The sequence below is a fragment of the Streptomyces crystallinus genome, assembly GCF_039521265.1.
Lineage (GTDB): Bacteria > Actinomycetota > Actinomycetes > Streptomycetales > Streptomycetaceae > Streptomyces > Streptomyces crystallinus.
In genome coordinates, this window is sequence record NZ_BAAACA010000019.1 from 114,692 (window position 1) to 138,971 (window position 24,280).

General features: G+C 71.3%; 22 protein-coding genes. 9 read left to right on the forward strand and 13 right to left on the reverse strand.

The genetic code is table 11. The features are described from left to right. Window positions 1-20: 20 nt before the first annotated feature. From ABD236_RS17900 to ABD236_RS17910, 3 genes are read right to left on the reverse strand one after another with little or no spacing between them, the layout of a single operon-like run. Complete coding sequence (locus tag ABD236_RS17900; protein ID WP_344074750.1) at window positions 21-857, reverse strand: HAD family hydrolase; 837 nt, start codon at window positions 855-857, stop codon at window positions 21-23. Continuing rightward, window positions 854-3,394: a phosphoribosyltransferase gene (locus tag ABD236_RS17905; RefSeq protein ID WP_344074751.1), complete on the reverse strand. Its 2,541-nt coding sequence runs from the start codon at window positions 3,392-3,394 to the stop codon at window positions 854-856. The genes ABD236_RS17900 and ABD236_RS17905 overlap by 4 nt, the downstream gene beginning before the upstream one ends. Before the next feature lie 22 nt (window positions 3,395-3,416). Beyond that, window positions 3,417-4,580, reverse strand: coding sequence for an HpcH/HpaI aldolase/citrate lyase family protein (locus tag ABD236_RS17910; protein WP_344074752.1), 1,164 nt, complete (start codon window positions 4,578-4,580; stop codon window positions 3,417-3,419). A gap of 240 nt (window positions 4,581-4,820) precedes the next feature. On the opposite strand from ABD236_RS17910, the gene ABD236_RS17915 reads away from it, so the two are divergent. Next, window positions 4,821-5,702: a TerD family protein gene (locus ABD236_RS17915; RefSeq protein ID WP_344074755.1), complete on the forward strand. Its 882-nt coding sequence runs from the start codon at window positions 4,821-4,823 to the stop codon at window positions 5,700-5,702. Between the two features lie 52 nt (window positions 5,703-5,754). Here ABD236_RS17915 and ABD236_RS17920 read toward each other — a convergent pair whose 3' ends face one another. The 6 genes from ABD236_RS17920 to ABD236_RS17945 form a co-directional block, all read right to left on the reverse strand. Continuing rightward, window positions 5,755-6,486, reverse strand: a complete 732-nt coding sequence (locus tag ABD236_RS17920) for a TerD family protein (protein WP_344074756.1) — start codon at window positions 6,484-6,486, stop codon at window positions 5,755-5,757. 201 nt (window positions 6,487-6,687) lie between these two features. After that, the gene (locus ABD236_RS17925; protein ID WP_344074757.1) at window positions 6,688-7,830 is read right to left on the reverse strand and encodes a DUF475 domain-containing protein; all 1,143 of its coding nucleotides are present in this window, start codon (window positions 7,828-7,830) and stop codon (window positions 6,688-6,690) included. Window positions 7,831-7,918: 88 nt separating this feature from the next. Further along, complete coding sequence (locus ABD236_RS17930) at window positions 7,919-8,494, reverse strand: TerD family protein (RefSeq protein ID WP_344074758.1); 576 nt, start codon at window positions 8,492-8,494, stop codon at window positions 7,919-7,921. Window positions 8,495-8,585: 91 nt separating this feature from the next. Further along, entirely contained in the window at window positions 8,586-9,161 is a 576-nt protein-coding gene (locus tag ABD236_RS17935) for a TerD family protein (protein ID WP_067158613.1), read from the reverse strand. 122 nt (window positions 9,162-9,283) lie between these two features. Further along, window positions 9,284-9,742 carry a peroxiredoxin gene (locus ABD236_RS17940; protein WP_344074759.1) on the reverse strand — a complete coding sequence of 153 codons (459 nt, stop codon included), beginning with the start codon at window positions 9,740-9,742 and terminating at the stop codon, window positions 9,284-9,286. 120 nt (window positions 9,743-9,862) lie between these two features. Continuing rightward, entirely contained in the window at window positions 9,863-10,285 is a 423-nt protein-coding gene (locus ABD236_RS17945; protein WP_344074760.1) for a DUF3052 domain-containing protein, read from the reverse strand. 393 nt (window positions 10,286-10,678) lie between these two features. On the opposite strand from ABD236_RS17945, the gene aceE reads away from it, so the two are divergent. Together aceE and ABD236_RS17955 are read left to right on the forward strand one after the other, a co-directional pair. Beyond that, complete coding sequence (gene aceE / locus ABD236_RS17950; RefSeq protein ID WP_344074761.1) at window positions 10,679-13,426, forward strand: pyruvate dehydrogenase (acetyl-transferring), homodimeric type; 2,748 nt, start codon at window positions 10,679-10,681, stop codon at window positions 13,424-13,426. Window positions 13,427-13,528: 102 nt separating this feature from the next. Beyond that, window positions 13,529-14,299: a potassium channel family protein gene (locus tag ABD236_RS17955; protein WP_344074762.1), complete on the forward strand. Its 771-nt coding sequence runs from the start codon at window positions 13,529-13,531 to the stop codon at window positions 14,297-14,299. A 15-nt stretch (window positions 14,300-14,314) separates the two neighbouring features. On the opposite strand, the gene ABD236_RS17960 is transcribed toward ABD236_RS17955, so the two are convergent. After that, entirely contained in the window at window positions 14,315-14,695 is a 381-nt protein-coding gene (locus ABD236_RS17960; protein WP_344074763.1) for a peptidase inhibitor family I36 protein, read from the reverse strand. A 158-nt stretch (window positions 14,696-14,853) separates the two neighbouring features. Further along, window positions 14,854-16,452 (reverse strand): MFS transporter, encoded by a 1,599-nt coding sequence (locus tag ABD236_RS17965; protein ID WP_344074765.1) that lies wholly within the window; start codon window positions 16,450-16,452, stop codon window positions 14,854-14,856. Window positions 16,453-16,567: 115 nt separating this feature from the next. Here ABD236_RS17965 and ABD236_RS17970 point away from each other — a divergent pair, with 115 nt between their 5' ends. The 3 genes from ABD236_RS17970 to ABD236_RS17980 all read left to right on the forward strand — a co-directional run bounded on the left by ABD236_RS17970 (window position 16,568) and on the right by ABD236_RS17980 (window position 19,590). Further along, a complete protein-coding gene (locus ABD236_RS17970) occupies window positions 16,568-17,230 on the forward strand; it encodes a TetR family transcriptional regulator (RefSeq protein ID WP_344074766.1) in 663 nt (220 codons plus the stop codon). 194 nt (window positions 17,231-17,424) lie between these two features. Beyond that, complete coding sequence (locus ABD236_RS17975; RefSeq protein WP_344074767.1) at window positions 17,425-18,636, forward strand: alpha/beta hydrolase; 1,212 nt, start codon at window positions 17,425-17,427, stop codon at window positions 18,634-18,636. Window positions 18,637-18,732: 96 nt separating this feature from the next. After that, the gene (locus ABD236_RS17980; RefSeq protein WP_344074770.1) at window positions 18,733-19,590 is read left to right on the forward strand and encodes a DUF4429 domain-containing protein; all 858 of its coding nucleotides are present in this window, start codon (window positions 18,733-18,735) and stop codon (window positions 19,588-19,590) included. 102 nt (window positions 19,591-19,692) lie between these two features. On the opposite strand, the gene ABD236_RS17985 is transcribed toward ABD236_RS17980, so the two are convergent. Further along, window positions 19,693-20,175: a MerR family transcriptional regulator gene (locus ABD236_RS17985; RefSeq protein WP_344074771.1), complete on the reverse strand. Its 483-nt coding sequence runs from the start codon at window positions 20,173-20,175 to the stop codon at window positions 19,693-19,695. Between the two features lie 86 nt (window positions 20,176-20,261). Between ABD236_RS17985 and ABD236_RS17990 the strand changes: the two genes are divergently transcribed. Continuing rightward, window positions 20,262-21,071, forward strand: a complete 810-nt coding sequence (locus ABD236_RS17990) for a serine hydrolase domain-containing protein (protein ID WP_344074772.1) — start codon at window positions 20,262-20,264, stop codon at window positions 21,069-21,071. Between the two features lie 227 nt (window positions 21,072-21,298). Here ABD236_RS17990 and ABD236_RS17995 read toward each other — a convergent pair whose 3' ends face one another. Beyond that, on the reverse strand, window positions 21,299-21,958 hold the full coding sequence (locus ABD236_RS17995) for a pirin family protein (RefSeq protein WP_344074773.1): 660 nt from the start codon (window positions 21,956-21,958) through the stop codon (window positions 21,299-21,301). 91 nt (window positions 21,959-22,049) lie between these two features. On the opposite strand from ABD236_RS17995, the gene ABD236_RS18000 reads away from it, so the two are divergent. Together ABD236_RS18000 and ABD236_RS18005 are read left to right on the forward strand one after the other, a co-directional pair. Next, complete coding sequence (locus ABD236_RS18000; protein WP_344074774.1) at window positions 22,050-23,246, forward strand: PucR family transcriptional regulator; 1,197 nt, start codon at window positions 22,050-22,052, stop codon at window positions 23,244-23,246. 89 nt (window positions 23,247-23,335) lie between these two features. Then, complete coding sequence (locus tag ABD236_RS18005; RefSeq protein WP_344074775.1) at window positions 23,336-24,277, forward strand: ACP S-malonyltransferase; 942 nt, start codon at window positions 23,336-23,338, stop codon at window positions 24,275-24,277. Window positions 24,278-24,280: the final 3 nt, after the last annotated feature.

Consider the following 24,280-nt stretch of genomic DNA (forward strand, 5'->3'; position numbering starts at 1 on the left):
AGGGGCGAGTATGGGACCGGTCAGGGCCGTACGGGCGCAACCCGGGCGGCCGTGGCGCGGGCGCCGAACCGGCGCACGATCTCCTCGCCCGCCAGGACGCCCCGCTCGTCGAGGACGTCGACGTGCGGCGCGCGCCAGCCGGAGTCCGCGAGCTCGCCGTGGCCCGGGCGCCAGCCCTCGTCGGCGGCGAGCAGCAGGTCGGCGTCGAGGAGCGAGTCCCCGGCGGCCAGGGTGAGTTCGGCGCCGGTGCGCCGGGCCACCTCGCGTACGGCCGCGCTCTTGGTCAGCGGCTTGGGCACCGCGTAGATCTTGCGGCCCTGGAGCGAGACGGTCCAGCCGCGCTCGTCCGCCCAGGCGCCGAGCTCCTTGACCCAGTCGGCGGGCAGCAGCGCGCGCTCGACCACGAGATAGGCGAACAGGTCCTCGGCGACCCGCTCCTTGCGCAGCCAGGACGGGTCGGCGGCGGCCGAGATGTGGGCGCGCACCTCGTCGAGCGTGGCGCACTCGTCGGCGATCCGGGCGTCCACCCGCCGCCGCCAGTCGCGGTCGGCGACCCCGTCGACGAGCAGCTGTCCGCCGTTGGCGCAGATCGCGTACTTCGCGGGCAGGCCCGGCAGCTGGATGCGCTGGTACTGCTTGCGGGTGCGGGTCGTGGTGGGCACGAAGACCGTGTCGGGGTCCGTCTTGAGCGCGGCGAGCAGGGTGGCCGCGTTCTCGGTCATGTACGAGAGCGGCTTGTGCTCGTGGATCTCGACGCAGAGCAGCCGCGGGGCGCGTGGGTCGGGCATGGTCAGGTCGAGGGCCGCCGCCGAGTAGATCAGCGTACGGTCCAGGTCGCTGGCGATCAGGGTGCTCATCGGGAGGCCACCGCCTTGCCGTCGGCGCCGGTCGCCCCGCGCGTGTACTGGGGGTGGATCAGTCCGACGCAGCTGTACGGCAGGTCGTCGACCCATTCCACCGGTACCCCGCGCTGCTCCGCAAGCAGGCGTACGTGGTCGAGGTCGGCCCCGGCGCCCGGGTGGGCCAGGATCTTCCAGGGGACGCGGCGCAGCAGGACGCGGGTGGTCTCGCCGACGCCGGGCTTGACGAGGTTGACGTCGTGGATGCCGTACTCCTCGCTGATCCGCTCGACGGCGGCCCAGCCCTCCCAGGTGGGGCTGCGGTCGGCGGCCTGGAGCGCCTTGGCCTCGCGGTCGACGTCGGCGGCGACGTCGTCGAAGCGGGCGGCGACGGCGTCCAGGAAGTCCACCGAGACGTCGGCGCCGGCCAGTTCGCGGTAGAACTTGGCGCCGTGGAAGTCGCCGGGCCCGATCAGGTCGGCGCGCAGGACCGTCCGCGAGATGAGCCCCGAGACGGTCGAGTTGAGGCACGCGGACGGGATGAGGAAGTCCTCGCGGGTGCCGTAGGTGCGTACGCACGAGCCGGGGTCGGCGAGCACCGCGATCTCCGGGTCGAACCGGTCGACCCCCGAGGACGCGGCGAACTCGCGGATCGCCACGGCCAGTTCGCGGGTGATGGCGCCCTTGCCGGTCCAGCCGTCGACGAAGACGACGTCGGCCGGGTCGTGGTGGGCGGCGAGCCAGCGCAGCGCGTTGGGGTCGATGCCGCGGCCGCGCACGATGGAGACGGCGTAGTGCGGCAGGTCGAGGCCGTGCCGGCGCTGGGCCCAGCGGCGCATCAGGACGCCGACCGGGGTGCCCGCGCGGGCCAGTGAGACCAGCACCGGGCGGGGTGACCGCTCGGCCAGGACCGTCTCGGTGACGACGCCCACGGCGCGGGCGATGCGCTCGGCCGAGGAGTCCAGGGCCGCCCGGAACAGCTCCTGGTACTGGGGGGAGGGCTGGTACTCGACCGGCAGCGACTCGGCGTAGTGGGCGCCGCCGCTCTGGATCGCCTCCTCGCGCTCCTCGGTCGGCGCCTCCAGCTCGACCCCGGACAGGTCCTTGAGCAGCCAGCCGACCTCGTCGGGCGCGTACGAGGAGAAGGCGGGGCCGCGGAGGGGCTCGGGCAGGGGCTCGGGCATGGGGGCACCTTTGGGTACGTACGAGGGGACGACGGCCAGCACGACGTGCGGGACGTGCGCGGCGAGCTCGGCCAGCAGGCCGTCCGGGGCGTGCAGTGCGGGGGTGTCGGCGACGGAGTCGACGACGGCCACGACGGTGTCGAACCCGGCGCCCGCCACGTTGTACGCGTAGCGCTCACCGGGGCCGTCACCGGGAGTGTCGTGGGCGGGGAAGGCGAGGCGGGTCCGGATGGCGTACCCGGGGTCGTCGACGGCCAGCACGGGCGACCGGGTGGTGGTGGAGAACCGGACGTCGACCCCGGCGTCCTCCAGCGCGAGGGCGAGCCGCAGGGGCCCGTACATCAACTCCTCGAACCCGAGGACGAGGGTGCGGCCGGGGGTGTCCCCGAGCGCCCCCTTCAACCGGGCGGCCATGGCGGGCAGCGCGGCGTCCAGGGCAGCCCGGTGCGCCGGGGTGAACCCGTGGCGTCCCCCGTCGGGGAGACCGGCGGGCCAGGCCAGGTCGACGACGGTCGTCCCGCCCCGTCCCGCCCCGCTGTGGGCAATCGTCCCGCAGGGCGGGACGGGTGGGCACAGCGGGACCCCGTCGGCGGCGGGCGCCGTGGCCCCCCGGCCAGGGGTTTCGGGGAGGGGCGGGGTGGGGGAAAGCTCGTGTTCGGCCACCAGGGACATCCCCCGTTCCAGGACGCCCTCCGGAAGGAGAACCGTTCCTGCGGCCAGGGTCACCAGGGAGACCTCCGCGCCGATCTCCGCCGCGAACGCGGACAGCCGCATCCGGTCCGCCGGCGAGCGCATGTCCACCAGGGCGACTATCACGTACCGCGAACGCGGATAGCGCGCGTGCAGCGCACGGATCGTGTTCAGGACCGTGTTGCCCGTCGAGAACTCGTCGTCGACCAGCACCAGCACCCCGTCCCCCGCCAGCAGCGCGGGGTCCTCCGGGAGCAGCAGGTGCGAGGTCGCGTGGGAGTGGGACTCCTCGAAGCCGCCCGCCCGCTCGACCCCCTCGACGGGGCGCCGGGTGGAGTGGAGGTAGGGCGCCACGCCGATACCGTCCGCCACCGCGTGCCCGAGGCCGGTGGCCGTCTCCGCGTACCCCAGGACGACCGCTCCGGCCGCGGCCGCGCCGAGCAGCTCCCGTACCTCCTCACCCAGCGCGAACCCCGCCCCGTACACCCGCGAGGGCCACTGCGGCACATGCTTGCCCAGCACGTTGGAGACCAGCAGATGCGCCCGCTTGGGGTTGCGGCGCAGGGCGAGGCCCAGCAGCTCGGGCAGCCGCTCGTCACCCTGGAGTTCGACCCCGAGCCGCTCGGCGACCCACGTTCCCGACCAGACACCCACGTTGTGGACGCTCTCCCTCTCGATCATGCCGTTCCGATCCCGATCCCGGTCATCCGGCCAGGCCGGCCGTGAGCAGCTCCACGAAGCCGGTGTCCTCGTGCGCGACGCCGAAGACCTCGGCGCGCAGCAGGGTCCGCTCGGCCCAGGCGCGGTGCGGCTTCACCTCGTTCATCTTGTTCGTGTACGCGGAGCGCAGCACTCCGCCCCCGCCCCGCTCCGGCCGCAGGATGTCCCGCGCGTCGCTGTACTCCTCGTGGCTGACCACGGACAGCGCGTGCACCGGCACCACGTGCGAGGGGTGGATACAGGTCTTTCCGAGCAGCCCGTTGGCCCGGTCGAGCTCGATCTCGCGCAGCAGGCCGTCGATGTCGTGCTCGATCAAAGTGTCGCGCAGCTCCTCCGCGCGCCCCTCCAGGAAGGGGCTGCGGCGCAGCTGGGGCTTGAACATGCGCTCCTGGAGGCGGAAGTACTCCCACACCGGGCCGGTGATCGTGAAGCCGGTGCCGTCGGCGCGGCCCAGCACGTTGACCACGTCGGCGATCACCCCGGCCACGATCTGCACGTCGTACGCCGTCATGTCGGGCGAGCGGCGCAGCCCGTACGCCGAGCAGAAGTCGGTGACGCCCAGCCGCAGCGCCAGCACCCGCTCGCGGTACTTGTCGACGGTCCGGGCGATCCCGGTCAGCGTCTCGCAGCGGGTCTCCAGGTGCAGCAGCTCGGGCGACTCCAGGACCGGCATGGCGAACAGCCGCCGCCCGCTCGCCGCCTCGGCCGCCCCGAGCGCCTCCAGGAACGGCACCCCGCGCTCCTCGGTGAACTTCGGCAGTACGAATCCGGACAGCAGCCGCACCGAGGTGTCGAGCCGCCGCACCAGATCGGGGATCTGCTCGGGCTCGCGGACCCGGATGAAGAGCAGCGGGATCTCGCCACCGCGCGCGTCGAGGTCGGCGAACTGGCGGACCAGATTGGCCTCCGCGCCCGCCACCTCGGCGTCGTCGATCGAATCCTCCAGGCAGAGCACCATGGACACGACACCCCGGCCGGCCTGCTTGAGGACGTCGTCGGCGAGCGTGGGGCGGGTGGCGGGGCTGTAGAGCGTCGCCCCGAGGGCGGCGGACAGCACCCGCGCGGGAGAGTCCGAGGTGAACTCGGCCGGCTCCCGGTGGAACAGGTCCTTACGAGCAGCAGGCGGAACGTGCCCGAAGTGACGCATATGGATTCCCCTGTACTGCAACGATGGCCCGGAGTGAGTGAAGGCGGGTGGCCGGTAATAGTACGTAAGAACAGGTGGCGCGAGTTCCCCGTCGGCGTGAAATCCAGGTAACCCGCCCGCGCTCTTCCGGTGCCGCGCGCGGACGCGGTACGTAACGTACGTACCGCTCAACTGCGGGACAAGGCCCTCCTCGGGGCCCCGCGTTGTCCGGGCAGACGGCGGGAAGGCAGGATTGCGACCATGACGCACGCGATGCTGAAGGGATCCAACGTCCCGCTGGACGCCATGGCCGTGAGGGCCGTGCTCCGCTGGACGCCGGGCTCCGACGTCCCGGACGTGGACGCCTCGGCGCTGCTGCTGGCCGCCGACGGCCGTGTGCGCTCCGACGAGGACTTCGTCTTCTACAACCAGCCGCGCCACCCCTCGGGCCTGGTGCGGCGGCTGCCCAAGAAGCGGGTCGGGGACGGGCTGACCGACACCATCGAGGCGGATCTGGCCGCGCTCGACGCGTCCGTCGACCGCGTCCTGGTCACCGCCTCCTCGGACGGCGCGACCTTCGGCGCCGTCCGCGATCTGCGGGTGCTGCTGTACGACGCGGGGCCGGGCGGCGCCGAGCCGCTGGCCGTCTTCGACGTGAAGGCGGAGACCGGCGAGGAGACCGCGATCATCTGCGGCGAGCTCTACCGGCGCGGCGAGGCGTGGAAGTTCCGCGCGGTGGGGCAGGGCTATCCGACCGGTCTGGTGGGCCTGGCGACCGAGTACGGGATCTCCGTGGACGAGGACGGCGAAGGGGGCGAGGAGGGCGCGGACAGCGGCTCCTGTGCCGCCACGCACGCCCCGGCGCACTCCGCGGCCGTGTCGCAGCCGCTGCCGCCGGCCGTGCCGCAGGCCCAGCCGCAGACCACCCAGCCGTACGTACCGCCGATGCCGGCCGCCGCGCCGCCCTCCTACGGCTATCCGCACCCCGCGCCGCAGCAGCCGCCCGCGCAGCAGCCCTCGTACGGCTATCCGCAGCCCGCCTCGGCGCGGTCCGGCTACGGCTATCCGCAGCCGGCCGCCGCGCACCCGGCGGATCCGGACTTCGCGCTGCCGCCGATGGGACCGCAGTTCATCCGGCAGTGACGGCCGGGGCCGGGCGGGTAACCACCCGCCGGGCCCGCTCACGCGCGCACTCTCAGGCCTTCGTCTTGTAGCCGCGGCCCCACTGGAGCCCCCATCCGTAGAGCCGGTCCAGCTCGGCCTGGAAGCCGTACACGAACTTCACCTCGCGTCGCACGACCATGTCCCCCTTGACGTTCTCGATGGTGACGACCGCGCAGGAGCGGGCCTGCGGGGCGTGCTCGTCCAGGTCGATCTCTATCCGCGGGCCGTTGCTCGGATAGAGCGTGACCTTGGCCTGCGTACGGTCGAAGGCGGGCGTCTGGTCGTAGATGTAGACGAAGACGAGCAGCCGCTTGATGGATTCGCGGTGGTCGAGGTTGACGTAGATCGTCTCTCCGGACGGCGAGCCGAACCGGTCGTCGCCGCTGAGCTGGACGTACGGCGGCGCGTTGGTGGCCCCCAGGAAGCTGCCGAGCGGCTGCACCACGCCCTTGGAGCCGTCGGCGAGCTCGTAGAGGCAGCCGAGGTCCAGGTCGACGTTGACGACGCCCTGGGTGTGCGCCTGGACCAGGTCGGGCTTGAACAGCTTGAACGGGTGCCGCAGCACGCTGGGCCGCGCCCGGCCGCCGAAGTCGGAGGTGCGCATCCGCCACGACAGGTTGACGCGCAGCGACCCGGAGTTGGCGCCCTGTTTGCCGAGCGAGATCACCGGGTGCCGTTTGGTCAGCTCGATGGCGTTGCTCGCGGCGCTGCCCGTGTCGAACTGCGCCGAGGGCCTGCCGCGCAGGCTGTCCCAGAAGGCCATCTGTTCCCCACCCCTATACGAACCACGTCAACGGCCCCGCACCGGAAGAACGGCGGGGCGGCCCGGAGGCACGAGACCTCCCGGCCGCCCCGCTCAGAGCGTTCCGCAATCGTCGGCGGGTCACACCACGGATCCGGACCCGACGGGGTCGGACCCGAGGGCCCGGGGCCCGGGGGCCCCGGTGATCCCGCCCCGCGGGACTCAGACTCCGCTGGAGACCTCCGCCTTCTCGCTGAAGTCCCCGCCCTCCGCGGCCAGCCGCTTGTTGCGGCGGACCGAGGACCAGAAGGACCAGGCGATCAGGACGACACCGACCATGCCGGTGATGACCTCGTTGATCTCGTACTGGATGGTGACCAGCAGGATCACGGCGAGGGCGCCGATCGCGTAGTGCGCGCCGTGCTCCAGGTAGACGTAGTCGTCGAGGGTGCCCTGGCGGACCAGGTAGACGGTGAGGGACCGCACGTACATCGCGCCGATGCCGAGGCCGAGCGCCATCAGGACGATGTCGTTGGTGATGGCGAAGGCGCCGATGACGCCGTCGAAGGAGAACGAGGCGTCCAGGACCTCAAGGTAGAGGAACATGAAGAAGGCGGCCTTGCCGGCCAGCAGGACCGCCGAGGCGGCGCCCTTGCCGCTCTTCTTGGCCTCTTCCTCGGCCTCCAGCTCGGCTTCCTCCTCTTCCTCCAGCTTGTCCTCGAAGTAGCCGGAGAGGCCACCGACGATCATGTACGTGATCAGACCGGCGATGCCGGAGATGAGGACGGTCTCACCCTTGTCCGCGTGCGCCCCGCCGTGCAGATGGGCGTGGGTGGCGAAGGTCATCGAGGAGACCAGCAGGACGCCGAGCGCGATGGCGACCGAGAGCATGTCGACCTTGCCGAGCTTGGCCAGCGGCCGCTCGATCCAGCGCAGCCACTGGATGTCCCGGTCCTCGAAGATGAAGTCCAGGAAGATCATGAGCAGGAACATGCCACCGAAGGCGGCGATCGACGCGTGCGCGTCGGTGACCAGCTCCTTGTAGTGCTCCTTCTCGTTCAGCGCGAGGTTGACCGCCTCGATGGGGCCGATCTTGGCACTGATGGCGACGATGACGACGGGGAAGACCAGCCGCATGCCGAAGACGGCGATGAGCACGCCGACCGTGAGGAAGATCTTCTGCCAGAAGGCGTTCATCTTCTTCAGGATTCCGGCGTTGACCACCGCGTTGTCGAACGACAGCGAGATCTCCAGGATGGACAGGATCGCCACGATCCCGAAGGCCGTCCAGCCGTCGTAGAGCACTGCCAGGGCAAGACCGACCGCAGTGATCACGAATGACCAGCCGAAGGTTTTCAGAATCACTGACTTCCCCATCTAGCTAGGCGGGGTCCCCCCAGACGGTGTCTGAGGGAGGGTCTCCCCCCGCGCCGCACCCGACTTGGGCACGGCTTTACGAAACGTTGACCCCGAAGTCTAGAGCGATCCCCCGCAGTCCGGACGCGTACCCCTGACCGACGGCACGGAACTTCCACTCGCCGCTGTACCGGTAGAGCTCGCCGAAGATCATCGCGGTTTCGGTGGAGGCGTCCTCGCTCAGGTCGTACCGCGCGAGCTCCTGGCCGTCGGCCTGGTTCACCACCCGGATGAAGGCATTGCTGACCTGGCCGAACGTCTGGCCGCGATTGTCCGCCTCATGGATCGAGACGGGGAAGACGATCTTGTCGCAGTGGGCCGGCACCTTGCCCAGGTCGACGATGATCGACTCGTCGTCGCCCTCGCCCTCACCCGTCAGGTTGTCGCCGGTGTGCTCGACCGAGCCGTCCGGGCTCGTCAGGTTGTTGTAGAACACGAACCACTCGTCGCCGAGGACGCGGCCCGACTGGCACAGCAGCGCGCTGGCGTCGAGGTCGAAGTCGGCTCCGGTGGTGGAACGCGCGTCCCAGCCGAGGCCGACCAGCACCTGGGTGAGGTTCGGTGCGGCCTTGGAGAGGGAGACATTGCCCCCCTTGGCGAGCGTGACGCCCATGATCGTGAGTCCTCCCCTGGATGGCGAACGAAGGGTTGAGCGCGTCCGGCGCCGCACGGGTGTGCGGCGCCGGACGAGGGAGAGCGACGGCTCAGACGTTGACGCCGAAGTCCTGCGCGATACCGCGCAGGCCCGACGCGTACCCCTGGCCGATGGCGCGGAACTTCCACTCCGCGCCGTTGCGGTACAGCTCGCCGAAGACCATGGCGGTCTCCGTCGAGGCGTCCTCGCTCAGGTCGTACCGGGCGAGCTCGGTGTTGTCGGCCTGGTTCACCACGCGGATGTACGCGTTGCGGACCTGGCCGAACGACTGCTGGCGGCTCTCGGCCTCGTAGATCGAGACCGGGAACACGATCTTGTGGACGTCGGCCGGGACCCCGGCCAGGTTCACCTTGATGACCTCGTCGTCGCCCTCGCCCTCACCGGTGAGGTTGTCACCCTGGTGCTCGACGGAACCGTCGGGGCTCTTGAGGTTGTTGAAGAAGACGAAGTTCGAGTCGTTGGCGACCTTGCCCTGGTCGTTCGTCAGCAGTGCGCTGGCGTCCAGGTCGAAGTCACCCCCGGTGGTGGTGCGAGCGTCCCATCCCAGACCGACGATGACCGCGGTCAGGTTGGGGGCGGCTTTGGTCAGCGAGACGTTGCCGCCCTTGCTGAGGCTGACTCCCACGAGTCCTCCATTGGTGTGAGGGGCCGGCTTTGGGTCAGCGTCCCCGTCGTGCGTTGGCATCAGATCAACGTCTGGATCCTAGTGACCGGTTCCCGCCTCAAACAGGCGATTCGACCGATGGATCACAGGGTGTCGAGCGCCTTGACGTAGTCATTGAGGTCCCGGGCGTCCGGCAGGCCGTTCTCGACGGTCCAGCGGACCACGCCGTCCTTGTCGATGACGAAGGTGCCGCGCACCGCGCAGCCCTTGTCCTCGTCGAAGACCCCGTACGCGCGCGAGACCTCGCCGTGCGGCCAGAAGTCCGAGAGGAGCGGGTACTCCAGGCCCTCCTGCTCGGCGAAGACGCGCAGGGTGTGGATGGAGTCGTTGGAGACGGCGAGCAGCTGGGTGTCGCGGTCGGTGAACTGCGGCAGGTTGTCCCGCAGCGCGCACAGCTCGCCCGTGCAGACGCCGGTGAAGGCGAACGGATAGAAGAGGAGCACCACGTTCTTCTCGCCGCGGAAGTCCGAGAGCTTCACGGTCCGGCCGTGGTTGTCCTTGAGCTCGAAGTCCGGGGCCTTGGTGCCGACCTCGATCGCCATGGAAACGCCATCCCTTCTGTGGGCCCGGGCGGAGGGCCGCCGTGGGCCGTCCTGGTGGGCCCCACCCTACGCAAGGGCCCCCGCCGGCGTGCGCCGGCGGGGGCCCTGGGGCGTGGAGGATCAGCGCTTGCCGGACTTCAGTCGGGTGCCCGACCAGTCCTTGCCGACGCTGATGCTCTTGGCCGGCGAGAGGCCGGCCGTCTGCGCGGCATCGTTGATGTCACTGGGCTCGATGTACCCGTCCCGGCCTGTCTTGGGGGTCAGCAGCCAGATGGTGCCGGCGTCCTCCAGGTAGCCGATGGCATCGACCAGGGCGTCCGTCAGGTCGCCGTCCTCGTCGCGGAACCACAGCAGTACGACGTCGGCGACGTCGTCGTAGTCCTCGTCGACCAGCTCCTGGCCGATCAGCGATTCGATGCCCTCGCGGAGATCCTGGTCGACGTCGTCGTCGTAGCCGATCTCCTGGACCACCTGTCCGGGCTCGAACCCCAGCCTTGCAGCCGGGTTGGTCCGCTCCTCCGCGTGGTCCGCGGTCGCGCTCACGGCTTGCCTCCTGATCTTGATTCGGTAAGTAAATGCGGCCCCACGCACGCGCGAGGCTTGGGCGTAGTCCACACGGGCGGGACGAATCGCGCAAGTACCAGGTCCCCGAACCCGCCCTTTGGGGGGCAGTGTGCCCCCGGTGAGGGGCGAACCCGGGCCCGGTGGTGATTCATCCCACACCCTTGCAGATAGTTTGCACGCTTCTGCTCCGTGCGTACGCCAATCGGGGTGACGCGCCCTTTGGGGAACACGCGCACGGCTTGGGCGTAAGGTTGCGATTTGGGCTGCCGCACATCCCGTTACCCCTCGGTAGAGATGACGTTTGCGTCCCCGCGGTCCACGATGGGATGCGGCGCACCAACCCCGCACGCCCCCCGACAGTGAAGGAACAGCGTGGCTTCCGGATCCGATCGCAACCCGATCATCATTGGCGGCCTTCCCAGCCAGGTCCCGGACTTCGATCCGGAGGAGACCGAGGAGTGGCTCGCCTCCCTGGACGCGGCGGTAGACGAGCGGGGCCGTGAGCGCGCCCGCTATCTGATGCTCCGCCTCATCGAGCGCGCCCGCGAGAAGCGCGTGGCCGTGCCCGAGATGCGCAGCACGGACTACGTCAACACGATCGCCACCAAGGACGAACCGTTCTTCCCCGGCAACGAGGAGATCGAGCGCAAGGTCCTCAACGCGACCCGCTGGAACGCCGCCGTCATGGTCTCGCGCGCCCAGCGCCCGGGCATCGGGGTCGGCGGCCACATCGCCACCTTCGCCTCCTCCGCCTCTCTGTACGACGTGGGCTTCAACCACTTCTTCCGGGGCAAGGACGACGGCAAGGGCGGCGACCAGATCTTCTTCCAGGGGCACGCCTCCCCCGGTATCTACGCCCGCGCCTACCTCCTGGACCGGCTCTCCGAGCAGCAGCTCGACGCGTTCCGCCAGGAGAAGTCCAAGGCGCCGTACGGGCTGTCCTCCTACCCGCACCCGCGCCTGATGCCGGACTTCTGGGAGTTCCCCACCGTCTCGATGGGCCTCGGCCCGCTCGGCGCGATCTACCAGGCCCGGATGAACCGCTATATGGAGGCGCGCGGCATCGCCGACACCTCCGACTCGCATGTGTGGGCGTATCTGGGCGACGGCGAGATGGACGAGCCGGAGTCGCTGGGCCAGCTGTCCATCGCCGCCCGCGAGGGCCTGGACAACCTGACCTTCGTCGTCAACTGCAACCTCCAGCGCCTCGACGGCCCGGTGCGCGGCAACGGCAAGGTCATCCAGGAGCTGGAGTCGCAGTTCCGCGGCGCCGGCTGGAACGTGATCAAGCTGGTCTGGGACCGCTCCTGGGACCCGCTGCTCGCCCAGGACCGCGACGGCATCCTGGTCAACAAGCTGAACACCACGCCGGACGGCCAGTTCCAGACGTACGCCACGGAGACCGGCGGCTATATCCGCGAGCACTTCTTCGGCGGCGACCACCGGCTGCGCGCCATGGTCGAGAACATGACCGACCAGCAGATCCAGCACCTGGGCCGCGGCGGTCACGACCACAAGAAGGTGTACGCGGCGTACGCGGCGGCCAAGGCGCACAAGGGCCAGCCGACCGTGATCCTCGCCCAGACGGTCAAGGGCTGGACGCTCGGCCCGAACTTCGAGGGCCGCAACGCGACCCACCAGATGAAGAAGCTGACCGTCGAGGACCTCAAGCGCTTCCGCGACCGGCTGCACATCCCGATCACGGACGCCCAGCTGGAGGCCGGCGCCCCGCCGTACTACCACCCGGGCCGCAACTCGGAAGAGATCCAGTACATGCACGACCGCCGCAAGGGGCTCGGCGGCTATGTGCCGACCCGTGTGGTGCGCGCCAAGCCGCTGCCGCTGCCGGAGGACAAGACCTACGCGGCGGCGAAGAAGGGCTCGGGAGCGCAGTCGATCGCCACCACCATGGCGTTCGTCCGCATCCTGAAGGACCTCATGCGGGACAAGGAGATCGGCAAGCGGTTCGTGCTGATCGCGCCGGACGAGTACCGCACGTTCGGCATGGACGCGTTCTTCCCGAGCGCGAAGATCTACAACCCGCTGGGCCAGCAGTACGAGGCGGTCGACCGCGATCTGCTGCTCGCCTACAAGGAGTCCCCGACCGGCCAGATGCTGCACGACGGCATCTCCGAGGCGGGCTGCACGGCCTCGCTGATCGCGGCCGGCTCGGCCTACGCCACGCACGGCGAGCCGCTGATCCCGGTCTATGTCTTCTACTCGATGTTCGGCTTCCAGCGCACCGGCGACCAGTTCTGGCAGATGGCCGACCAGCTCTCGCGCGGTTTCGTCCTGGGCGCGACCGCCGGCCGCACCACGCTGACCGGTGAGGGCCTCCAGCACGCCGACGGCCACTCGCATCTGCTCGCCTCGACCAACCCGGGCTGTGTCGCCTACGACCCGGCGTTCGGCTACGAGATCGCGCATATCGTCCAGGACGGTCTGCGCCGGATGTACGGCGAGACGGCCGACGGCAAGCCGGGCGAGGACGTCTTCTACTACCTCACCGTCTACAACGAGCCGATCCAGCACCCGGCCGAGCCGGCGGACGTGGACGTGGAGGGCATCCTCAAGGGCATCCACCGCTACGCCCCGGGCACCTCGGGCAGCATCCCGGCGCAGATCATGGCGTCCGGCGTGGCCGTCCCGTGGGCCGTGGAGGCGCAGCGCATCCTCGCCGAGGAGTGGAACGTCAAGGCCGACGTCTGGTCCGCGACCTCCTGGAACGAGCTGCGGCGCGACGCCGTGGAGGCCGAGGAGCACAACCTGCTCCACCCGGAGGAGGAGCAGCGCGTCCCGTACGTCACCCGCAAGCTGTCCGGCGCCGAGGGTCCGTTCGTCGCGGTCTCGGACTGGATGCGGGCGGTGCCGGACCAGATCTCGCGCTGGGTGCCCGGCCGCTACACCTCGCTGGGCGCCGACGGGTTCGGCTTCGCCGACACCCGGGGCGCGGCGCGGCGCCACTTCCACATCGACGCCCAGTCGATCGTCCTGGCCGTGCTCACCGAGCTCGCCCGGGACGGCAAGGTGGACCGCTCGGTGCTGAAGCAGGCCGTCGACCGGTACCAGCTGCTCGACGTCACGGCGGCCGACCCGGGGGCGGCGGGCGGCGACGCGTGACGCCGCGCTCTGGCGTGCGGTGACGTAGCCGCGGGCCGTCGTCGCTGCTCGCGCGGTTCCCCGCGCCCCTTCGGGGCGCGGGGACGCTTTTACTATGCGCATATGACGCAACTTCCCGCGCAGACCAGGTGGGAGCGGCTGACGCAGTGGCCGCTGCTCGCGCTGGCCGTCGCCTTCGCCCTCGCCTACGCCGTGCCCGTCGTCCACCCCGGGGCGGAGTCCGGGGTGCAGGACGTGTGCGTCGGCGTGGAGTGGGTGGTGTGGGGCGCGTTCGCCTGTGACTACTTGGTGCGGCTCGCCCTGTCCGGCGAGCGGCTGCTGTTCGTGCGCACGCACTGGATGGATTTGCTGGCGGTCGTCCTGCCGCTGATCCAGCCGCTGCGGCTGCTGCGGGTCGTCTCCACGCTCGCCCTGGTGGGACGGCGGGCGCGGATGGCCCCGCAGATACAGCTGACCGTCTATGTCGGCGGCGCGGTGGTCGGGCTGCTGATGTTCGGCTCGCTGGCCGTCCTGGAGGTGGAGCGGGGCGCGCCGGCCGGGAACATCAAGACGCTGGGCGACGCGGTGTGGTGGTCGTTCACCACGATGACCACCGTCGGCTACGGCGACCACGCCCCGACCACCGGGCTCGGACGGCTGATCGCGGTGGGCCTGATGCTGTCCGGCATCGCCCTGCTCGGTGTGGTCACGGCGAACATCGCGGCCTGGTTCATCTCCCGCTTCGAGCGCGACGACGAGGAGGAGCGGCGCCAGACGGCACTCCTGGAGACGCTCACCCAGGAAGTGCGGGCGCTGCGCGGCCAGGTGACGGCGCTGGGGGGCGGCACGGAGTGCGTCTGCGGGCAGGGCGCCCGGCGCGCGCCGCTGGCGTGAGGCGCCCATCGCTCCTCAGCTTTCCCACACCTTGAACGCCCGGATCCGGTACGGCGTTCGGGGCACCCAGGAGCCGCCGCCCGGATAGGTGTCGAACTCGGCCGTCTCCGCGCACTGTTCGGACTGGTACGCCGTCACCGGGCGGCCGGTCCGGTTGGCGAGGGCCAGGGCGTCCGTGCCGGACGGCAGCGCCGTACAGCTCTCGATCTCGGTGCTCCGCAGGTCGTACACCTGCCGGGTGCCCTTGAAGTCCGGCCGCTCCCACAGGCACAGCTCGCCGGGCGCGCAGACGCCGAGGCGCGGCGGGGCGGCCGCGCGGGCCGCCGGAGCGGGCAGCAGGATCGTGGTGGCGGCGAGGACGGCCGCGGCCGCGCCTGTCGTTGTCGTACGCCTCATCGGTCAACCCCCGTGTCGTGGGCCCCGGTTGTCGCGGCCCCGTTGATCACAGAACGCACCCCGGCGGGGCTGGGTTTCCGCTGGGCCCAGGTTCACCCGGACAGGTGAAAGGCCCCGCCGGATCGCTCCGGCGGGGCCGCTCACGACAGGGGGCCGGGTCAGATGTGCCCCACGCCCGCCCCCGCCTCCGCGTTCACCCCGCGCTTGGTCAGCATCGCGACCAGCGCGGCCAGCACCGCCACGATGCCCGCGACCATGAACGCCGTGCTCATGCCGGACACGAACGTGTCGTGCGCGACCCCGGCGATCCGGTCCGCGACCTGCGGCGGGGTGCCCGGCCGGACCGGGGCGATGCCGACCTCGACGACCTTGGACGCGGCCGAGGACTGCTCGGGCGACAGCGGCGGAAGCTCCGCCTCCGCCCAGTTGTCCGGCAGCCGGGAGGAGACCGAGGAGGCCATCACGGCGCCCAGGACCGCCGTGCCCAGGCTGCCGCCGACCTGCATGCCCGCCTGCTGGAGCCCGCCCGCGACGCCGGACAGCTCCAGCGGCGCGTTGCCGACGATGACCTCGGTGGCGCCGACCATGACCGGGGCGAGGCCGAGGCCGAGCAGGGCGAACCAGACCGACATCGTCACCGTGCCGGTACCGACCGTGAGCTGGGACATGCCGAACATCGCGACCGCCGTGCACACCATGCCGCCGACCAGCGGGACGCGCGGGCCGAGCTTGGTGATCAGGGCGCCGGCGACCGGCGAGGCGACGATCATCATGCCGGTGAGCGGCAGCAGGTGCAGTCCGCTGTCCACCGCCGACATGCCGTGCACGTTCTGGAGGTAGAACGTCACGAAGAACAGGCCGCCCATGAACGCGAAGGCCATCAGGACCATCAGCACCGTGCCCGCCGAGAGCGGTATGGAGCGGAACAGGCCGAGCGGGATCAGGGGCTCGCGCACCTTCGTCTCCCAGAGCGCGAAGAGCACGAAGCCCGCCACCGCCGCGCCGATGAAGGCGAGCGTCCGGCCGCTGCCCCAGCCGTACTCCGAGCCCTTGATCAGCGCCCAGATCATGCAGAACATCGCGCCGGACAGCAGCAGGATGCCGAGGACGTCGAAGGACCTGGGCGCGTTCTCGGCGCGGTGGTCGCGCAGGATCACCAGGCCGAGGACGAGGGCGAGGACGCCGACCGGCACGTTGATGAAGAACACGGACTGCCAGCTGACCTTCTCGACCAGCACACCGCCGAGGATCGGACCGCCCGCGGTGGAGGCGCCGATCACCATGCCCCAGATGCCGATGGCCATGTTCAGCTTCTCGGCCGGGAAGGTGGCCCGCAGCAGCCCGAGCGCCGCGGGCATCAGCAGCGCGCCGAACAGTCCCTGGAGCACCCGGAAGGCGATGACCAGGGCGGCGCTGCCGGAGAGCCCGATGGCGCCGGAGGCGGCGGCGAAGCCGACCACGCCGATCAGGAAGGTCTGGCGGTGGCCGAACCGGTCCCCCAGCTTGCCCGCGGTGATCAGCGAGACCGCCAGCGCCAGCATGTAGCCGTTGGTGATCCACTGCACGTCGGCGAGCGAGGCGCCGAGGTCCTTCTGGATGGCGGGGTTGGCGATCGCGACGATGGTGCCGTCGAGCGCGACCATCATGGCCCCGACGGCCACGGTGATGAGCGTGAACCACGGATGCCCGCGCAACCCCTGGGCCGACGCCGGGAGTACGTCCTGCGGCTTCTTTTCTACGGCGGTCTGACCAGTCATACCGCGAGGCTAATGTCAGCCGCTGACAGTTGACAAACCATTTCACTAGTCGGTGGCTGCCATATCGGCCACCGGTAAGGTGGGCGACCCAAAGTGACCAGCGGAGGACCCCTCAGTGACGGTGGAACAGCACACCGGGGCCGGCCCCGCGCTCCGGCCCGGCCTGCGCGAGAAGAAGAAGCAGCGCACCCGTGACGCCCTGCTGCGCGTCGCCCTGGAGCTGTTCACCACCAAGGGGTACGAGGAGACGACCGTCGACGAGATCGCGGACGCGGTCGAGGTCTCCCAGCGCACCTTCTTCCGCTACTTCGCCGGCAAGGAGGCCGCGGTCTTCGCCGTCCAGGAGACGGTCGAGTCGCACTTCTCGGCCGCGCTGCGGGCCCGGCCGGCCGAGGAGAACCCGTTCACCGCCATGCGCCGGGCGGTGGCGGTCTCCTGGGAGACCCTGGAGGAGACGCTCCAGCCGGTGGTGCCCCTCGAGCTCTATATGCGGACGTACCAGGTGATCGAGTCGACGCCCGCGCTGCTCGCCGTCCATCTGCGCCGCTCCGCCGAGCTGGAGGAGGAGACCGCCCGGCTGATCGCGGAGCGCGAGGGGCTGGACGCGGACAGCGATCCGCGCCCGCGTGTCGCGGTGGCCGCCTTCACCGGTGTGATGAGAGTCGCGGGCGGGCTGTGGGGACGCGGTGAGGACACCGGTGTGGACGCCCTGCGACGGCTCACCGAGGAGCATCTCGACCATCTGGGACCGGCGCTCGCGGGCGACTGGCGCGTCTGAGCAGGCAGTTGGCGCGTACGGCCGGGGCGCCGGGCACGCCACCGGCGTACGCGATCACAGGGGGCGCGCACCGCACGGAGTGTGCGCCCGCGCGCGCGGTCGGTGAAACCTCCTCACCCTCCACGACCTGTTCAAACGTGATCTGAGTCACTGTCACCCCAGTGGGCCTTCCGGGCCTCCTACTCTGTACCGCAGTGACTTCCTTCGACTCCTCCCCCACCCTCAACGTCTGGCGCGCGCTGCTCGCGCTCGCCGTCGTGTTCGTGATGCTCGCGACCTCGGGCTGGACCGCGGTCCGCGGCCACCAGGGGTCGACGGAGCCGCGTGCCGTCGCCCTCGCCGCCTGGGCGCGGGGCACCCTCGACGGCGAGAAGCTCCCGGCACCCGACGGCTCGCCGCACAGGCTCGCCCGGTTCTTCGCCTCCCTGACCGCCGCCGAGCGCGCCCAGCTGGCCCGGCGCTACCCGCTGGTCGTCGGCAACCTCAACGGCGCTCCGGTGCCGCTGCGCTACGAGGCGAACCGGCTCGCCCTGACCGAGGCCCGCGACACCGAGCGGGCCCGGATGCACGACAGCCGCCTCACCGTCGACGGCCGCCAGAGCGCGGGCCGCCGGATGCACCGGTTCGAGTCGCTGCTCGACGGCGACCGGCAGATCCTCGCCTTCGACCCCTGGGACAGCGGCCGTGTCGCCGAGGTCTTCGGCGACCTCGAACACGCCGAGCGCGTCTCGATGATCGTCCCGGGCGTCGACACCAACGTCATGACGTTCGAGCGCACCTCGCGCCAGTACTCGGCCCCGGTGGGCATGGCGCAGTCGCTGTACGCGGCGGAGCGCGCGGCGGGCCCGCGCACCCGTACCGCGGTGATCGCCTGGGCCGACTACACCACCCCGTCCGGGCTCGGCATCGACTCCGCGATAGGCCGCCTCGCCGAGGACGGCGCCGTCCGGCTCGACCACCTCGTCCGCGCCCTGCCGGGGAACGCCCCGGTCTCCCTGTTCTGCCACAGCTACGGCTCGGTGCTCTGCGGCGTCGCCGCGCACCGGCTGCCGCCCCGGGTGGTCGACATAGCGGTCGCGGGCAGCCCCGGTATGCGCACCCAGAGCGCCTCCCACCTGGGCACCTCCGCCCGGGTGTGGGCGATGCGGGACCGCGACGACTGGATCGAGGACGTACCGCACCTGGACGTCGCGGGCCTGGGCCACGGCGCGGACCCGGTGTCCTCCCGGTTCGGCGCGCGGGTGCTCTCGGCGGCCGGCGCCGTGGGCCACGCGGGCTATTTCGTCCCCGGCACCCAGAGCCTGGCCAACTTCGCCGCGATAGGAGTCGGTTCGTACGACTCCGTCAGCTGTCTCAAAGGCAATGCGGCCTGCCAGCGCGGTATTTCCGGCGCCGAAGCGGCCTGACGCGCGTAGAAAACGGCCTCGCCGCACACATCCGTGTGAGATTGCGGCGGGCGCCGAGGGGGGACGCGCGGGCGTGCGCCGCCTACGATGAGGCGCATGGGTGATGTGCTGGCCGGAATTCATGCCACCTGGGAGTTCGAGCCCGACTCCGTACTCATCCGCTTCGAACGGGGGATCCGCGCGCCGAAGCTGTACACGGCGCTGCGCGAACGGCGCATCCCCCACGAAGCGTTGGAGTCGGTGACGCTGACCCCGGGCAAGCGCGGCACGGTGGTGCTGCACGCGGTGCCGAGACCCGGCGCCGATCCGCTGATGGACGCCGCGGCGGGACAGCTGAAGGACGGGTGCGACCCGTACCGCCTGGTGCTGCCCGCGGAGCGCGAGACGCTCGCCGAGTACTACGCGGACGAGCTGCGCGCGCTGCTCGGCCCGGACGCGGCGGAGCCGTGCGAGCGGTATGTGGTGGCCGCGCCGGAGCCGCCGCAGAGCTTCAAGGCGTACGACGGCAAGGCGTCCTTCGACGGCCGTCAGGTGGCGTTCCGCTGGTTCTGGACCGGCGCCTCCTCGGCGAAGTGGAAGGCGGGCGACCAGACGTTCCCGCTGGCCTCGCTGTGCGGGGTCGAGTGGCGCTCGCCGGAGGTCTTCGACGGCTATCTGCGGCTGCTGCGCCGGGACGGCGAGGCCGCCGCGCCGCAGCCCGACCAGGACCCGGCCGCGGTCGTCTTCGGCCTCGGATACGGGCCGGTCCACGAGTCGCTGCCGTTCGCGGCCGCGGTCCTCCAGGCGATCCGGGGCGCGGCCGGCGCCCCGGTCCCGGTGGCCGTGTCCAGCGGGCGGCGCGACCCCGCGGACATCGCCGAAAGGATCCGGCACCTGGGTGAACTCCATCGGGCCGGGCTGGTGACGGACGACGAATTCAGCGCGAAGAAGGCGGAGTTGCTGGCGGAGCTGTGAGGGGTGCGGCGGCGGGGCCGGCGCGGGCGTTTGTCGCCTCGCCTCGCGGCCACCGCGGCGTCCTCGGTCGGGCCGTCCTCGGTTACGCCAGGCCGTCCTCGGTTACGCCGTCTCCGACGCCCTGCGGGCCTCCGCGTAGTAGTCGATCTTGTGGTCGAGGACGGCGAGGGTGTCCTGGAGCTCCGCCATGCGCGTAAGGACGTCTCGCCGGGTCTGCTCCAGGAGCTCCTGGCGCGCGTCGAAGGTGTGCGCGCCTTCGCGGACCAGCTCGGCGTAGCGGACCATGTCCGCCACCGGCATACCGGTCAGCCGCAGCTTGCCGACGAAGGCCAGCCAGTCGAGGTCCTTGTTGGTGAACCGGCGCTGCCCGGTGTGCGAGCGGTCCACGTGCGGCATCAGACCGATCCGCTCGTACCAGCGCAGGGTGTGCGCGGTGAGCCCGCTGAGGGCCGAGACCTCGCTGATCGTGTATCGGTCCTGGCCCTCGGGGCGCGGGTGCGGTGGGCGGACCTTGCACAGGCTCACTATCGCCGACTCCACACGGGCGCTCTCGATCTCCACGGGCGTGCTCTCGATCACGGTCATGACCACCAACCTAGAAGGTTGGAGTGCACTCCAAGCAAGCGGATTTCCGTACGGCGGCCGTGGGAGGACCGTCTAGGCTCGTACGTATGAAGAGCCTGGCGCTGATCGAGAACTGGCCCGTGCCGCACGCGGCGGCCGCCGTCGTCCGGGCGGACGGCACCGTCGTGGGAGCGCACGGCCCGACCGGGCAGCGCTTCCCACTCGCCTCCGTCACCAAGCCGCTCGCGGCGTACGCGGCGCTCGTCGCGTACGAGGAGGGCGCCGTGGAGCTGGACGAGCCCGCCGGGCCGGAGGGCTCGACCGTACGGCATCTGCTCGCGCACACGTCGGGGCTGGCGTTCGACGAGCACCGGGTGATGGGGGCGCCCGGGGAGCGGCGGCTGTACTCCAACGCCGGGTTCGAGGTGCTGGGCGACCACATCGCCAAGGCGACGGACATCCCGTTCGCGGAGTATCTGCGCCAGGCGGTGCTGGAGCCGCTGGGCATGGAGTCGACCTCGCTCGACGGCTCGCCCGCCAAGGACGGCGTCTCGACCGTGGACGACCTGGTGCGGTTCGCGGCGGAGGTGCAGGCGCCGCAGCTGCTGCATCCGCTGACGGTCGCCGAGGCGATGACCGTGCAGTTCCCCGGGACGAAGGGGGTGCTGCCGGGGTACGGGCACCAGAACCCCAACGACTGGGGGCTCGGCTTCGAGATCCGGTCCTCGAAGTCGCCCCACTGGACGGGGCGTTCGTCCTCGCCGCGCACGTTCGGGCACTTCGGTCAGTCCGGGACGTTCCTGTGGGTCGACCCCGAGGCGTCGGCGGCCTGCGTGGCCCTGACGGACCGGGCGTTCGGGCCGTGGGCGGGGGAGGCGTGGCCCGCGTTCACCGACGCGGTCCTGGCGGAGCTGTAGCCCGGCCTTCGTCTGCGGGTGAGTGGACGGCTGGTCGCGCAGTTCCCCGCGCCCCTTAGGGGGTGCGCCGCAGCCGGAAAACGCTGCTCAGCCACAGGCTTTTAGGGGCGCGGGGAACTGCGCGAGCAACCGGCCACGACCCGCAGACGAAGACCGGGCGCAGAAGGGGCGCGGGGAACTGCGCGAGCGACCCACCACTTCGCCGCAGACGAAGGCCGGGCCAGTCGTTACGTCTCGTTCAGTTCCCAGAACAGGAGCTCCGACGGGACGTGGGCCAGCAGGTCCAGGCCCAGCGCGTCGGTGACGCGGGCCGAGTCGCCGGGGCCGAGGCGCTCGCCCGCCAGGGCGACCTCGCCCCGGACCACATGCACGTACACCCCCGGCGCATCCGGCACCGCCGTCCGCTCGCCGGACGCGAGGCGGCGGACGTACAGCATCGCCCCGGCCGCCAGCACCGCGTACGGCGTCGAGTCGGCTATGCCCCGGACGATCTCGTACGACGGCGTGCCGCCGGGCTCGCGCGGGGCCAGCCACATCTGGACGAAGACCAGCGGGACCGTACCGTCGTTGCGCTCCTCGTGCCGCACCCCGCCGGCCGAACTGAGGTGCTGGACGTCCCCCGCCCGTACGACCGTGGCGTGGCCGGCGGAGTCGCGGTGGGTCAGCTCCCCCTCCACCACCCAGGTGACGATCTCGGTGTGGCTGTGCGGGTGCTCGTCGAAGCCCGCGCCCGGCGCGAGCCGCTCCTCGTTGCAGGCCAGGACCGGGCCGAAGCGCAGGTTGTCCGGGTCGTAGAAACGGCCGAAGGACAACGCGTGCAGGGACTCGATGCCCGCCGCCGCGTCCCCGCCCCGGTAGCGCTCGTCGGCGCGCCTCACGGAAATCACGGGATCCACGGTAGCCCCGCCGGACGGGCCCCGGCCGCCCCCGAACCCCCGGCAGGGCACGCACCCGTCCTGATAAGGCAGTCTTGTCCCCGTGTCCGAACCCGAATCGCCGCAGCCGCCGAACGCCGCCCATCCGCACGCCGCGACCCTCAAGCGCCTTGAGCAGTCCTCCGGCCGGCTCGCCGCGAACGCCATCGCCCGCATGGACGAGACGCTGCCGTGGTACCGGGCGATGCCGCCGGAGAACCGGTCCTGGATCGGGCTGGTCGCGCAGGCCGGCATCGCGGCCTTCACCGAGTGGTTCCGGCACCCCGACACCCCGCAGGCGATCTCCACGGACGTCTTCGGGACCGCTCCGCGCGAGCTGACCCGGGCCATCACCCTGCGCCAGACCGTCGAGATGGTCCGCACCACGATCGAGGTCATGGAGACCGCGATCGAGGAGGTCGCGGCGCCCGGCGACGAGTCGACCCTGCGCGAGGCGCTGCTCGTCTACGCGCGCGAGATCGCCTTCGCCACCGCCCAGGTGTACGCCCAGGCCGCCGAGGCACGCGGTGCCTGGGACGCCCGGCTGGAGTCGCTGGTCGTCAACGCGGTCCTCTCCGGGGAGGCCGACGAGGGCGCCGTCTCGCGGGCCGCCGCCCTCGGCTGGAACTCGCCCGAGCACGTCTGTGTCCTCCTCGGCACCGCCCCCGACGGCGACAGCGAGCTCACCGTCGAGGCGATCCGGCGGGCCGCCCGGCACGCCAAGCTCCAGGTCCTCACCGGGGTGCTCGGCGACCGCCTGGTCGTCATCGCGGGCGGCAGCGACAACCCGCTCCAGGTCGCCAAGGCCCTGATCGGGCCGTACGCGGCCGGTCCCGTGGTGGCCGGTCCGGTCGTCCCCGACCTGCTGGCGGCCACTCGCTCCGCCCAGGCCGCCGCCGCCGGGCTCAAGGCCTGCTCGGCCTGGCAGGACGCCCCCCGGCCGGTGCTGGCGGACGATCTCCTGCCGGAGCGCGCGATCGCCTCCGATCCGGCCGCGCGCGACCAGCTGGTGGAGGAGATCTACAGACCGCTGGAGGAGGCGGGCTCTGCGCTCCTGGAGACCCTGAGCGTCTATCTGGAACAGGCGAGCAGCCTGGAGGGCGCCGCCCGGATGCTCTTCGTCCACCCCAACACCGTGCGCTACCGGCTACGACGTGTGACGGACGTCACCGGCTGGTCGCCCTCCGATGTACGTTCCGCCTTCACGCTCAGGATCGCCCTGATCCTGGGGCGTCTGGCCGACGGAGATCCACAGTCCTAGACTTTTGTCGGACACCCACAATTCCCCCGACGGTTCTTCGTCCCTGTCCCCACGGGCGAGCAGGGCCGTCCACAAGAGAGAGTGTGAGAGTGCTCGTACTCGTCGCTCCCGGCCAAGGCGCTCAGACGCCCGGCTTCCTGACTCCCTGGCTCGACCTCCCCGGCGCCGCCGACCGGCTCGCCGCGTGGTCCGACGCCATCGGGCTCGACCTCGTCCACTACGGCACGCAGGCGGACGCGGACGCCATCCGCGACACCGCCGTGGCCCAGCCCCTGCTGGTCGCCGCGGGTCTGCTCTCCGCCGCGGCACTGGGTGACATCACCCCCGGCGCGGTGGCGGGCCACAGCGTCGGCGAGATCACCGCCACCGCTTACGCCGGTGTGCTCTCCGAAGAGGCCGCGCTCGGCTTCGTACGCAAGCGGGGCCTCGGCATGGCCGACGCCGCCGCCGTCACCGAGACCGGTATGTCCGCGCTGCTCGGTGGCGAGCCCGAGGTCGTCCTGCCGCACCTGGAGAAGCTCGGCCTCACCCCCGCCAATGTGAACGGCGCGGGCCAGATCGTGGCCGCCGGCACGGCGGAGCAGCTGGCCGCCCTGGAGGCCGACAAGCCCGAGGGCGTGCGCCGGGTCGTGGCGCTGAAGGTGGCCGGCGCGTTCCACACGCACCACATGGCCCCGGCGGTCGCCGCGCTGGACGAGGCGTCGCGCTCGCTGGAGATCGCCGACCCGAGGTTCACCTACGTCTCGAACGCGGACGGCAGGACGGTCGCCTCCGGCGCCGAGGTCGTCAGCCGCCTGGTGAACCAGGTTTCGAACCCCGTCCGCTGGGACCTCTGCATGGAGAGGTTCCAGGAACTGGGCGCCACCGCGCTGATCGAGGTGTGCCCCGGCGGCACCCTGACCGGCCTGGCCAAGCGCGCGCTGCCCGGCGTCAAGACGGTCGCCCTGAAGTCCCCGGACGACCTCGACGCGGCCCGCGCGCTCATCGCCGAGACCGGGACACCCGCCGCTGACGCGGCGGGCGCCGAATAAGGA